The organism is Bradyrhizobium ottawaense (assembly GCF_002278135.3).
Lineage (GTDB): Bacteria > Pseudomonadota > Alphaproteobacteria > Rhizobiales > Xanthobacteraceae > Bradyrhizobium > Bradyrhizobium ottawaense.
In genome coordinates this window covers 7,690,496-7,702,818 of record NZ_CP029425.2, presented here as the reverse complement: position 1 = coordinate 7,702,818, position 12,323 = coordinate 7,690,496, and the positions used below count along the sequence as shown (strand labels likewise).

11 protein-coding genes are annotated in these 12,323 nt (G+C 65.6%); 4 read left to right on the top strand and 7 right to left on the bottom strand.

The features are described 5' to 3' along the window. Positions 1–66: 66 nt before the first annotated feature. Together CIT37_RS36020 and CIT37_RS36015 are read right to left on the bottom strand one after the other, a co-directional pair. The gene (locus CIT37_RS36020) at positions 67–2,943 is read right to left on the bottom strand and encodes an EAL domain-containing protein (protein ID WP_038974849.1); all 2,877 of its coding nucleotides are present in this window, start codon (positions 2,941–2,943) and stop codon (positions 67–69) included. A gap of 140 nt (positions 2,944–3,083) precedes the next feature. Beyond that, positions 3,084–4,082: an NAD(P)H-quinone oxidoreductase gene (locus CIT37_RS36015; protein WP_028142043.1), complete on the bottom strand. Its 999-nt coding sequence runs from the start codon at positions 4,080–4,082 to the stop codon at positions 3,084–3,086. A gap of 109 nt (positions 4,083–4,191) precedes the next feature. Here CIT37_RS36015 and CIT37_RS36010 point away from each other — a divergent pair, with 109 nt between their 5' ends. Together CIT37_RS36010 and rcdA are read left to right on the top strand one after the other, a co-directional pair. Further along, positions 4,192–4,383 carry a DUF1192 domain-containing protein gene (locus CIT37_RS36010; protein WP_028142042.1) on the top strand — a complete coding sequence of 64 codons (192 nt, stop codon included), beginning with the start codon at positions 4,192–4,194 and terminating at the stop codon, positions 4,381–4,383. Positions 4,384–4,959: 576 nt separating this feature from the next. Further along, entirely contained in the window at positions 4,960–5,469 is a 510-nt protein-coding gene (gene rcdA, locus CIT37_RS36005; RefSeq protein WP_018318720.1) for a protease adaptor protein RcdA, read from the top strand. Positions 5,470–5,657: 188 nt separating this feature from the next. Here rcdA and rpmE read toward each other — a convergent pair whose 3' ends face one another. After that, positions 5,658–5,885, bottom strand: a complete 228-nt coding sequence (gene rpmE, locus CIT37_RS36000; protein WP_007599895.1) for a 50S ribosomal protein L31 — start codon at positions 5,883–5,885, stop codon at positions 5,658–5,660. Between the two features lie 196 nt (positions 5,886–6,081). Between rpmE and CIT37_RS35995 the strand changes: the two genes are divergently transcribed. Further along, on the top strand, positions 6,082–7,932 hold the full coding sequence (locus CIT37_RS35995) for an ABC transporter ATP-binding protein/permease (protein WP_038950769.1): 1,851 nt from the start codon (positions 6,082–6,084) through the stop codon (positions 7,930–7,932). 245 nt (positions 7,933–8,177) lie between these two features. Here CIT37_RS35995 and CIT37_RS35990 read toward each other — a convergent pair whose 3' ends face one another. The 4 genes from CIT37_RS35990 to CIT37_RS35975 all read right to left on the bottom strand — a co-directional run bounded on the left by CIT37_RS35990 (position 8,178) and on the right by CIT37_RS35975 (position 11,128). Then, positions 8,178–8,393, bottom strand: coding sequence for a hypothetical protein (locus CIT37_RS35990; RefSeq protein WP_038950770.1), 216 nt, complete (start codon positions 8,391–8,393; stop codon positions 8,178–8,180). Positions 8,394–8,487: 94 nt separating this feature from the next. Further along, positions 8,488–8,934 (bottom strand): GNAT family N-acetyltransferase, encoded by a 447-nt coding sequence (locus tag CIT37_RS35985; RefSeq protein WP_038950771.1) that lies wholly within the window; start codon positions 8,932–8,934, stop codon positions 8,488–8,490. Further along, positions 8,934–9,962 (bottom strand): peptidoglycan -binding protein, encoded by a 1,029-nt coding sequence (locus tag CIT37_RS35980; protein WP_028142038.1) that lies wholly within the window; start codon positions 9,960–9,962, stop codon positions 8,934–8,936. The genes CIT37_RS35985 and CIT37_RS35980 overlap by 1 nt, the downstream gene beginning before the upstream one ends. Before the next feature lie 146 nt (positions 9,963–10,108). Next, positions 10,109–11,128 (bottom strand): flagellar motor protein MotA, encoded by a 1,020-nt coding sequence (locus CIT37_RS35975; protein ID WP_028142037.1) that lies wholly within the window; start codon positions 11,126–11,128, stop codon positions 10,109–10,111. A gap of 168 nt (positions 11,129–11,296) precedes the next feature. On the opposite strand from CIT37_RS35975, the gene CIT37_RS35970 reads away from it, so the two are divergent. Next, entirely contained in the window at positions 11,297–12,313 is a 1,017-nt protein-coding gene (locus CIT37_RS35970; protein ID WP_028142036.1) for an SAM-dependent methyltransferase, read from the top strand. The last annotated feature ends 10 nt before the right edge of the window (positions 12,314–12,323 follow it).

The window sequence follows — 12,323 nt, the reverse complement described above, 5'->3', positions numbered from 1 at the left end:
TGGATGTATGGTGGGCACGACGCTTCGCGCCTTTGCCCACCCTACGATACCGGACGCGCGGCGAGTTCAGCTCGCCGCTTCGAGCCGCACTTCGGTCAATAGCCGCATCGCGGCGTCCGCGTCCATCGGCTCGCCGAAGGCAAAGCCTTGCGCGTATTCGCAGCCCATCTGGTAGAGCTCGACCGCGTCGGAATCGGTCTCGGCGCCTTCGGCGACCACATCCATGCCGAGATCATGCGCGAGCGCGATGATCGACTTCAGGATCACCGGGCGCGTGCCGCGATTGGTGGTGCGCACGAACGACTGGTCGATCTTGATGGTGTCGAACGGGAAGCGCTGGAGATAGGCCAGTGACGAATGACCGGTGCCGAAATCGTCGAGCGAGAGCCCGGTGCCGAGCTCGCGGATCCGCGTCAGCATCTGCGCTGCGTGCTCTGGATTCTCCATCACCAGCGATTCCGTCAATTCCAGCTTGAGCGTGCCGCGCGCCACCGAGGAGCGCGACAGCACGGTGCGGATGTCGTGGATCAGATCGTGCCGCAGCAATTGCCGCGAGGAGACGTTGACCGAGGCGAAGATCGGCTCGCGTGAGCGCATCGCGCGCTGCCAGATCGAGAGCTGCTTGGCGGTCTGGTCGAGCACGAACATGCCGAGGTCGACGATCAGGCCGGTCTCTTCGGCGATGGTGATGAACTCCGAGGGTGCCATGCGGCCGAGCTTCGGGTGATCCCAGCGCACCAGCGCCTCGAAGCCGGCGACCGAACGATCTTCCAGCCGCACGATCGGCTGGTACAGGATCGTGAGTTCCTGCCGCTCGATGGCGCGGCGCAGCTCGCTCTCCAGCGTCAGGCGATCGGTCTTCCGCGCGCGCATCGCGGGCTTGTAGACGTCGATGCGGTCGCCGCCGATGCGCTTGGAGTGATACATCGCAAGCTCGGCATCCTTGATGATCTCGTCCGTGAGCTGAACCTGCGGATCAGAAAGGGCGAGACCGATCGAGGCCGTGAGAAAAATCTCGCGATCGTTGAAGGCGATCGGCGCCCGGATGGTCTTGCGGATGGTCTCGGCGAAGGCGGTGATGCGGGCCGGGTCCTGCTCCGAGAGCAGGATCAGGCCGAACTGGTCGCCGGCAAGCCGCGCCAGCGTGTCCTGCGGCTTCAGGATGCGGGTGAGGCGGCGGGCCAGCGTCAACAGGATGGAATCGCCGACCGCGATGCCGACGGAATCGTTGACTTGCTTGAAGCGGTCGAGGTCGATCACCATCAGCGTCGGTCGCAGCGTCGGCATGGTCTTGGCGAAATGCGCCACCGCACCCAGCCGGTCCATGAACAGTTTGCGGTTGGGCAGGCCGGTGAGGTTGTCATGCACGGAATCGTGCAGCAGGCGTTCCTCGGCGTTGCGCAGCTCGGTGACGTCGGTGAGTGTGCCGACCACGCGCGAGACCTCGCCGTCGGAGCCGACCACCGGCCGCGCCTTCAGCGCGAACCACATGAAATGGCCGTCCGGCGTGCGCAGGCGGAAATCCTGCACCAGGCGGCCGCGGCGCTGGTCGAGCACGCTGTCGAGCGCGGCGCGGAAACGATCCTGGTCGAGCGGATGCAGAACCTCTAGCCAGGAGGCCGCGGGCCCTTCGAGCGTGCCGCGCTTGAGGCCGAGCAGGGCTTCGGTTTCGGGGCTGGTGAAGACCTTGTCGGCGGAGACGTCCCAGTCCCAGATCAGATCGCCGGAGCCGGCCAGCGCCAGTGCGCGCCGCTCGATGTCGGAGACCACGCCGGTGGTGGCGCCGCCGCCGGCAAAAGCGTGCTGCATCACCGTGAACCCGATCAGCATCACGATCAGCACGAGGCCGCCGAGCAGGGCGGGACCGACGATGTCGTTGGTCACGGAACCCGCGACCGTCATGCCGGCCGCGACCACCCAGACCACCAGCAGGAACCAGGTCGGGATCAAGAGCACTGCGCGGTCGAAGCCGTGGGTGGAGAGATAGACGATCAGCGCGAAGCCCGCGAAGGCGATCAGCACCAGCGAAATGCGCGCGATGCCGGAGGCCACCGCCGGATCGAACAGGGCCAGCGCCACCAGCGACCCCAGGAACGCGAGCCAGCCCACCGTGATGTGCGAATAGCGCACATGCCAGCGGCTGAGGTTGAGATAGGCGAACAGGAACACGAGCAGCGTGGCCGCCAAAATCGCTTCACCCGCCGCGCGCCAGATGCGCTCGGCGTTGTTCGACATGTCGAGCACCTTGCCCCAGAAGCCGAAATCGACGCCGATATAGACCAGCACCGCCCAGGCCAGCGCCGCGGCGGCCGGGAACATGATGCTGCCCTTCACCACGAACAGAATGGTCAGCACCAAGGCCAGCAGGCCCGAGATGCCGATCACGATGCCCTGGTACAGCGTGAACGAGTTGACCTTGTCCTTGTAGGCTTCAGGCTCCCACAGATAGAGCTGCGGCAGCTTGTCGGTGCGCAGCTCCGCGACGAAGGTGATGACGGCGCCGGGGTCGAGCGTGACGCGGAACACGTCGGCGGTCGGGCTTTCCTGCCGCTCAGGCCGGTCGCCGGTCGAGGGCGTGATGGTCGCGATGCGCGACAGGCCGAGGTCGGGCCACAAGAGCCCCGAGGAGACGATACGGTAGTGCGGGGCGACGATCAGGCGGTCGAGCTGGTCGTCGGTGTTGTTGGCGAGCGCGAACACCACCCAGTTCTGGCCTCCCTCGCGGGCGCGCACCTCGATGCGGCGGACGATGCCGTCGGTGCCCGGCGCGGTGGAGACCTGGATGCGATCGGCATCGCTGCGCTGATGCTCGAGCACGCCGGTGAGGTCGATCGCGGGCGCGTCACTGCGGACGCTGACGGCGTCGAGCGCGCGCGCGGGATGCGCGGCGACAAGAATCATGAGGCCCAGCGCGATGGGCGCGAGGCACCTGATCAGACGCAAGGCCAGTTCTCCGCGTTCGACGCAAACTCTTCAGGTGAAGACGATTTCAGACCGGACGGAAACCGTTCGGTGCGTCGCGATAGATGCCACGAAAGCAAGGAAAATCAAAGGGTTTCCGCCGCCGCCTGTGGGCCGGAGGCCTAGACCTCCAACACAATTTTGCCAATATGTGCGCTCGTTTCCATGCGGCGGTGCGCATCGGCTGCCTTTTCCAGCGGGAAAGTGCTGTCCATCAGCGGTTTGACGCGGCCTTCGCGCAAAAGCGGCATCACTTTCGCCTCGATCGCGGCCACCATCGCCGCCTTGTCCGCATTACTACGGGGACGCAGTGTCGAGCCGGTATGGGTCAGGCGCTTCACCATCACCTTGGCGATGTTGACGTTGACCTTGGGCCCGTTGAGGGTCGCGATCTGCACGATGCGGCCATCGAGCGCGGCGGCATCATAATTGCGGTCGACATACTCGCCGGCGACCATGTCGAGGATCAGGTTGACGCCTTCCTTGTTGGTCGCTTCCTTGACCACGGCAACGAAGTCCTCGGTCTTGTAGTTGATGGCGCGGTCGGCGCCTAACTTGAGGCAGGCATCGATCTTGTCCTGCGATCCGACGGTGACGAACACTTTCGCACCGAACGCTTTCGCCAGCTGGATCGCCATGGTGCCGATGCCGGAGGAGCCGCCATGGATCAGCAGCGTCTCGCCTTCCTTCAGGCCACCCCGCTCGAACACATTGTGCCAGACCGTCATCAGGGTTTCCGGCAGCGCGCCGGCCTCCTTCATGGACAGCGCGGGCGGTACGCTCATCGCCTGGGCATCCTGGGCGATGCAGTACTGCGCATAGCCGCCGCCGGCGACCAGCGACATCACCTTGTCGCCGATCTTGTGCCGCTTGGCATTGCTGCCGACGGCAACCACTTCGCCCGCGATCTCGAGACCGGGCAGGTCGCTGGCGCCGGGCGGCGGCGGATAGGCCCCCGAGCGCTGCGCAACGTCGGGCCGGTTGACGCCGGCGGCCTGCACCTTGACCAGGATCTCGTCAGGACCGGGCTGCGGCAGCGCCCGTTGTTCCGGCACCAGCACTTCCGGTCCGCCGGGCTTGGAGATGGCGACCACGGTCATTTGCGCGGGCAGCTTGTCCATGATGTGTCCTTGGGTGAAGGTGCGGGATGAACGAGGCCCTTGCTTAGCCAGCGTGATCCAAGCTGGCAACCGCCTCGGCATTGTGTGCGCGAACGCAGGAGGAACGAGGATGGCGACGGAAGACGACGACCGCCCGCGCAAGAAGATCAGCCATGACATCGGGCAGGACCTCTCGCTCTTGTCGGTCGAGGAACTGGCCGAGCGCGTCACGCTGCTCAAGACCGAGATCGCAAGGCTGGAAGAAGCCGCCACGAAGAAGCGCGCCTCGCGCGACGCGGCGAACAGTTTTTTCAAGAAGTAGGGGCGCATATCGGCTGTCGTCCCGGACAAGCGCGCCATAGGCGCGCGCAGATCCGGGACCCATACCCAAAGGATGAAGTTTGTCGCGAGGTCGGCCACTCCGAGTCCCCGTCACCACGTCCGCCAGTGGCTATGGGTCCCGGATCTGCGCTGACGCTTGTCCGGGACGACAGCTGAATGTGTCGTTGCACCGGGGGACTGCCGATTATGTTCCACCCCCCGCTCGGTCACTGGCCGACATGGCTAACGAACCCTCAAAAAATTCGCTCGTTTACGGTCGATTAAGCTTTCGGGTTTATGACTGGAACTGTCCTCGTTTGGACACCGAGTGGCTCCTGTCCACTCTGTTTGACGCCTCCCTGTTATCAACTTTCAAAGCCGCCGGTCTCCGGCGGCTCTTTTTTTGCGTTTACTCCCGCTATTTGGCGTCTCGTCCCGGTTGAATTCCTGGGAATGACCCGCGGAAACCATATCCGCGCTTGTCACTGGACTCCGCGTCCCGCCCGCGCAATGATTTGTTCATCATAAGCCGGCGCCAAAGCCGGGCAGTCAAACAGTTGCGTAAGAGGCGTTAACCATGGAACGTTTGCAGGCCGACGGCGCTCTCGTTCAACTCAGCGAGCGGTTCACCAATTCTGCGGCGTTTGGCGTCCTGTTCCGTGAGGGCATGGACCTCGTCGAAGAGACCGCTGCCTATCTCGACGGCGCCGGCCGCACCGAGGCCAAGGCGCTCGACCGTGCCGTCAGCCTCACCTACGCAACCGAGAGCATGCGTCTCACCACCCGCCTGATGCAGCTCGCCTCGTGGCTGCTGCTGCACCGCGCGGTGAAGGAAGGCGAGATGACGCTGAGCCAGGCCAATCGCGAGAAGACCAAGGTCAAGCTCAGCGCTGCCGATCCCGGCCCCACCGACACCATCGAGAAGCTGCCCTCGCAGCTTCAGGATCTGATCCATCGTTCGATGAGCCTGCAGACCCGCGTCCGCCGCCTCGACACCACCATCCACACCCCGCCGGCCGAACACATCGCGATCGGCAATCCGCTGGTGCCGCACCTCAACGCGCTGAAGGCGGCGTTCGAGCGGTAAGCTCCATCGACAATCTCGGTCGTCATTCCGGGACGCGCCTCTTGGCGCGGGCCCGGAATCCATACTCCCGATCGTGGTTATGGATTCCGGGCTCGCGACTTCGTCACGCCCCGGAATGACAGCCGGAAAAAACAAAAACGCCCCCGGTCTCCCGGGGGCGTTTTTCGTGTCCAACCCTGCGGGCGGGATCAATCCTTTTTGAGAAAGCCCGAAAACTTCTTCTGGAAGCGCGAGACGCGGCCGCCGCGATCCATCAGCTGGGCGTTGCCGCCGGTCCAGGCCGGGTGCGACTTCGGGTCGATGTCGAGGTTCAGCGTGTCGCCTTCCTTGCCCCAGGTCGAGCGGGTCAGGTACTCGGTTCCGTCGGTCATCACGACCTTAATTGTATGATAGTTCGGGTGAATTTCGGCTTTCATGGCAATTCCTCGGCGCCCCGGCGCCTTCTTGGGTGGCTATCGAATGACGGATTTGGGCGGGTCTATACCTCACGAAACCCGCTAAAACAAGCCATCCCGGGCGGTGAACCGGGTTTGCCCCTAAGGGACTTCCCGGATTTGCCACTACCCTTGCACCGGCCTATTGGGAGCAAACGAATGCAATGGGTTGGATCTCATGAGCGCAGTGGAACGGCTTGATGACCAGTATGTCGATCAGCCCGGAATGAACGCCGCGGACACCCCCTCGATCGAGGCCGAGCTGATCGAAGAGCCGGCCAAGGGTCGCGCCAAGCTGCGGCCGCTGCTTGCGCTCGCGCCCTATGTGAACCGCTATCGCGGTCGGGCGGCGCTGGCCTTCGTCGCACTCACGGTCGCGGCCCTGACCACGCTGCTGGTGCCGGTCGCGGTGCGCCGGATGATCGATTTCGGCCTGACGCCCGAGGGCATCGAGCTGATCAACAGCTACTTCTCGGTGATGCTCGCGGTGGTCGGCGTGCTCGCGCTCGCCAGCGCGGCGCGCTACTACCTCGTGATGACGATCGGCGAGCGCATCGTCGCCGACCTCAGGCGCGACGTGTTCGCTCATCTGCTGTCGCTGTCCCCCGCCTTCTTCGATTCCGCACGCAGCGGCGAGCTGATCTCGCGGCTCACCGCCGACACCACCCAGCTCAAATCGGCCGTCGGCGCCTCGGTGTCGATCGCGCTGCGCAATCTGATGATGTTCCTCGGCGCCGCGGCGATGATGGTGATCACGAGCCCAAAACTGTCGGGCTTCGTGCTGCTGGCCATCCCTTTGATCGTGCTGCCGCTGGTTGCCTTCGGGCGCTGGGTGCGGCGTCTGTCGCGCAATGCGCAGGACACGCTTGCCGAGGCGTCGGCTTATGCGGGCGAGCTGGTCGGCGCGATCCGCACCGTGCTGGCCTATACCAGCGAGCAATTCGCCGAGAAGCGTTTCGGCGGCGAGGTCGAGCAGGCCTATGAGGCCGCGCGCACCTCGACCCAGGCGCGCGCCGTGCTCACCGCCATCATCATCTTCATCGTGTTCGCGAGCGTGGTCGCGATCCTCTGGATCGGCTCGCATGACGTCCTCACCGGCGCGATTTCGCCGGGCCGGCTCGGTCAGTTCGTGCTTTATGCGGTGTTCGCCGCAGCCGGCCTCGGCCAGCTCAGCGAGGTCTGGGGCGAGGTCTCGGCGGCATCAGGCGCGGCCGAGCGGCTGTTCGAGATCCTGCATGTGCAGCCCGACATCAAGGCGCCCGCGTCTCCCCGCGCGCTGCCGGTGCCGGCACGCGGCGAGGTCGGCTTCGACCGGGTCAGCTTCGCCTATCCGGTGCGGCGCGACGTCAATGTGCTCGATGCCGTGTCATTCACGGTGCGCCCCGGCGAGAAGGTCGCGATCGTCGGTCCGTCCGGCGCTGGCAAAAGCACGATCTTCCATCTGCTGCTGCGCTTCTACGACCCGCGCAGCGGCGCGATCTCGCTCGACGGCGTGCCGGTCAAATCCGCAGATCCCCGCGATTTCCGCGCGCGCATCGCGCTGGTGCCGCAGGAATCGAACGTGTTCGCCGCCAGCGCTCGCGAGAACATCCGCTTCGGCCGGCCCGATGCGACCGATGCCGAGGTCGAGCGCGCCGCCGAGCTCGCGCATGCCGCCGAATTCATCCGCCGCCTGCCCGAAGGTTTCGACACCCCGCTCGGCGAGCGCGGCGTGACGCTGTCCGGCGGCCAGCGCCAGCGCATCGCGATCGCCCGTGCCATCCTGCGCGATGCGCCGCTCTTGCTGCTCGACGAAGCCACCTCCGCGCTCGATGCCGAAAGCGAGACGCTGGTGCAGACCGCGCTGGAAGAGCTGATGCGCCACCGCACCACGCTGGTGATCGCCCACCGCCTCGCCACCGTGCTGTCCTGCGACCGCATCCTGGTGATGGACCAGGGCAAGATCGTCGAGCAGGGCACCCATGCCGAGCTGGTGGCCGCGAACGGGCTGTATGCGCGGCTGGCGAGGCTGCAGTTCGAGGGGGCGTGAGGGCGTTAGCGGCACAGCTCCCGCCGGTTCGTTCCGTCCTGCAAGGCAAGTCGCACAAACTCGCGCCGCTGATCCATTACCGACACCTCGTTCCAGGGCATGGACGGCCTCCCGAATCGACCAATCCAGCCCAGTTTGATGTGTCAGCTATGTCTCCGAACACCTGTCAGTGATCTGTCCGGGCTAAACATTTCGCGGGTGATGACAGCGGAGCTTGGGGCAGGTGCTTTGCGCCACTCGGTCAGCTACCGGCACTTCGGCGACAGCGCAGGCACGTTTGGCCACGGCCAGTTCTTCCAGCTGCCGTCCTCTCCGACGCAGGCTGAGGCTGATGCCGTCTCTGTTGATTTGGAGACCTCGGGCGCAGCAAAACGCTGGTCGACATAGGTCGTCGATAAATATCCGGCGACGATGACGGCCAGAAACACCGAGGAACCCTTGGCAAGATCGCGCAGCTGCATCGATCGCCTCCATTCGCTTGTCATCGCTGCTCTTGCACCAACGACTAGCAGACGTCCCGGGATCCCTGCGTGACAGGCCTCACGCCCGCCAGAATTACGCCCGCCAGGCCATCTTCAGCACCGGCCGGCCCGAGGTCGGGTTCACATCGTCGCCGGCATGCGCAAAGCCGTTGCGCTCGTAGAAGCGGATGGCGCGGGAATTGTCCTTGTTGACGAGCAGCGTGATGCCCGATGGCGACAGGCGTTTCGCTTCGTCGACCAGCAGCCGGGCCGCGTCCGAGCCCCAGTGATCAGGATCGACCACGAGCTGGTCGAGATAGCCTTCGCCATCGATGGTGACGAAGCCGGTGAGGGCACCATTCTGCTCGGCGACGACAATGGACGCCTTCGGTACCAGATCCCTCAGCCAACGCTCGCGCCACCATTCCAGCCGTGCCGCGAAGTCGATCTGCGGATAGGCCTGCTGCCAGGTGCGATGCCAGAGATCGATCGCGGCGGCTTCGTCGGAGGCCGCGTAGGGGCGGAGGTGGATCGCGCTCACTACCGCTCCGTCAGCTTCAGCTCGATGCGGCGATTGCGCTTGTAGGCCTCTTCCGTGTTGCCGGGATCGAGCGGCTGGAATTCGCCGAAGCCGGCGGCGACGAGGCGCTGGGCGGGCACGCCGAGCGAGACCAGATATTGCACCACCGAGATCGAGCGGGCCGCGGACAGGTCCCAGTTCGACTTGAAGTTCGGACCGTTGACCGGACGCACATCGGTGTGGCCATCGACGCGCAGCACCCAGGGGATGTCGCTCGGGATCTTCTTGTCGAGCTCGATCAGCGCGGCTGCCAACGTGTCGAGCTCGGCGCGGCCCTCGGGCAGCAGCACCGCCTGGCCAGTGTCGAAGAACACCTCGGACTGGAACACGAAGCGGTCGCCGACGATGCGGATGTCCGGGCGGTTGCCGAGGATGGCGCGCAGGCGGCCGAAGAATTCCGAGCGGTAGCGCGATAATTCCTGCACGCGCTGCGCCAGCGCCACGTTGAGGCGCGAGCCCAGATCGGCAATTCGATTTTGCGATTCCTTGTCGCGCTTCTCGCTCGCATCGAGCGCCTCTTCCAGCGCCGCCAGTTGCCGCCGGAGCGCGCTGATCTGCTGGTTCAGCACCTCGATCTGGGCCAGCGCCCGCGCCGAGACCGCCTTCTCCGAATCCAGCGCCTTGCCGAGCTCGGAGGACTTGCCCTGCGCGTCGTTGCCGGCGGCAGCGAGGCCATCGTAGAGGCCCTTGATGCGGTCGCGCTCGGTCTCGGCCGAGGCGAGGCCGGCCTTCAATTGCGAGACCTGGTCGTCGAGCGTGAGCTTTCCGAGCTTCTCCAGCGACAGAAGCTCGTTGAGCTGGGCGATCTTGGCGTTGAGCTGCTCCAGCGCCTTGTCCTTGCCGGTGACCTCCTGCGACAGGAAGAACTGCACCACCAGGAACACCGACAGCAGGAACACGATCGACAGCACCAGCGTCGACAGCGCGTCGACGAAGCCGGGCCAGTAGTTGAAGGCGCCTTCGCTGCGGCGGCCGCGCGCTAGAGCCATGTTGTCCGTCTCCACTTTCGTGTCCCGGACGCGATGCAGCGTGCAACGCTGCTTCGCAGAGCCGGGACCCATGTTGTCCCTGACGCTGGGCCCCGGCTCTGCAGCGCATCACTTCGTGCTGCGCAGCGTCCGGGGCAAGCGAGCCGCTAGCTCTTTTCCGGCTGGCGGGCGATGCGCTCCAGCAGACGCCGGATCTCGCGGTTCTGCTCGCCCTGGCCGTCGGCCCATTCGCGGATCATCTGCTGCTCGGTGCGCATATGCGAGACCAGCGCCTGGATGGCTTCGGCAAGGCTCGCCATCGCCGCCGTGGTGCCGCGGCTGGCGCTGCCTTCCTCGAGCACGGAGCGTAAGCGTTCGACCGCGGCCTGGAGCTCGCCGCTGGCGACCCCGCCGCCGCCGGAAGCGACCGCGACCTCGCCGCTGCCATATTCGCGCACGGTGGTGGCGAGCCAGTCTTCGAGGTCGGTGTAAAAGCGGTTCTGCGCCTGGCTCGATTGCAAATCGAGGAAGCCGAGGATCAGCGATCCCGCAAGGCCGAACAGCGAGCTGGAGAACGAGATGCCCATGCCGCCGAGCGGGGCGGCGAGGCCCTCCTTCAGCGTGTCGAACAGTGCGCCGGAATCGCCGCCGACCTTGAGCCCGTCGATCACCTTGCCGACCGAGCCGACCGTCTCGATCAGGCCCCAGAAGGTGCCGAGCAGGCCGAGGAAGACCAGAAGGCCGGTCATGTAGCGCGAGATGTCACGGGCTTCATCCAGGCGCGTCGCGATCGAATCGAGCAAATGCCGCATGGTGGTCTGGGTGATCGACATTCGCCCGGAGCGCTCGCCGCCGAGGATCGCAGCCATCGGCGCCAGCAGTTTCGGGTGCCGGGCCGGCGCCAGGCCGGGATCGGCGATGCGGAAATTGTTGACCCAGGAGACCTCGGGGTAGAGCCGGATGACCTGGCGGAAGGCCAGGATGATGCCGATGAACAGCACGCCGCCGATCAGGGCATTGAGGCCGGGATTGGCGAAGAAGGCCTGGATGATCTGCTTGTAGAGCACCACGCTGACCAGCGTGCACAGCACCAGGAAGACCAGCATCCGCACCAGGAAGACGCTGGGTGAGGACAGCTTTGTATACTCAATATCCATGGTGGAGCGGGGCGAGGCGCCTGACGGCATGGCCGGTATCATCCATTCCAAAAGCTTGCTTGCGGCGCGCACTATGGCACAGCGCCGGCCCAAAAAAAGCGCCGGATGCGCCGATTTCGGGGACAGCTGGGGGAACCCGCACCGGAAGCGGCGCTTTGATAAGCTGGTGTCTGCAGAGATTCGCCATTCGGGGGGCGCATGAGCGTCGTTTCCGCGATCATCGGGACTGCCGAACGCGTGCCGCTGCCGGACGTCGTGATCCGCGCCGCGATCCAGCGCCTGTGCTCCCGCAGCGCAACCCGCCTCGCCGCGCATGATGCGCCCGCCGATGCCGCTTTCGCAGGCCGGATGATGCTGCGGCCGATCGCCGAAAACGCGGAGGCCGGGCGTGAGGACGTGCCCGCGGCGTTCTTCGCCGAAATGCTCGGCCCCAGCCGCAAATATTCCTGCTGCTTCTACAAGACCGATGCGACCACCTTGCAGGAGGCGGAGGAGGAGGCGCTACGCCAGACGGTCGAGCATGCCGGCCTCGCCGACGGCCAGACCATCCTCGAGCTCGGCTGCGGCTGGGGCTCGCTGTCGCTGTGGATGGCGCGGCAGTTTCCGCACGCCAGGGTGACGGCGGTGTCGACCTCGCAGGCGCAGCGCGCTCATGTCGAGGAGGAGGCGCGGCGGCGCGGCTTGCTGAACCTGCGCGTGGTCACGGCGGACATGAACGTGTTCGCGCCCGACGGCCAGTTCGACCGCATCGTCTCGGTCGAGATGTTCGAGCAGATGATGAACTGGCGCAAGCTGATGACGCGCCTGCGGTCATGGCTCGCCCCCGACGGGCGCTTCTTCATGCAGATCGTCACCCATCGCTCCGGCTCCCAGCTGTTCGACCGGCTCGACCGCGAGGACTGGATCGCCCAGCACGTCTTCACCGGCGGGCTGATGCCGAGCCATCACCTCGTCAGGCAATTCCACGACATCTTCACGGTCGAGAAGGAATGGTGCTGGAGCGGCGCGCATTATCAGCGCACCGCCAACGACTGGCTCGCCAATTTCGACGCGCACCGGGATGCGATCGAGGCGGCCTTGCGCAACGTCTACGGCGCGGAGACGCACCTGTGGATGCGGCGCTGGCGCTGGTTCTTGCTCGCGACAGCGGGCCTGTTCGGCTACGCCGCCGGCAGCGAATGGGGCATCAGCCGCTACCGGATGAAGGCGGCGTAGCGCGCGGCCA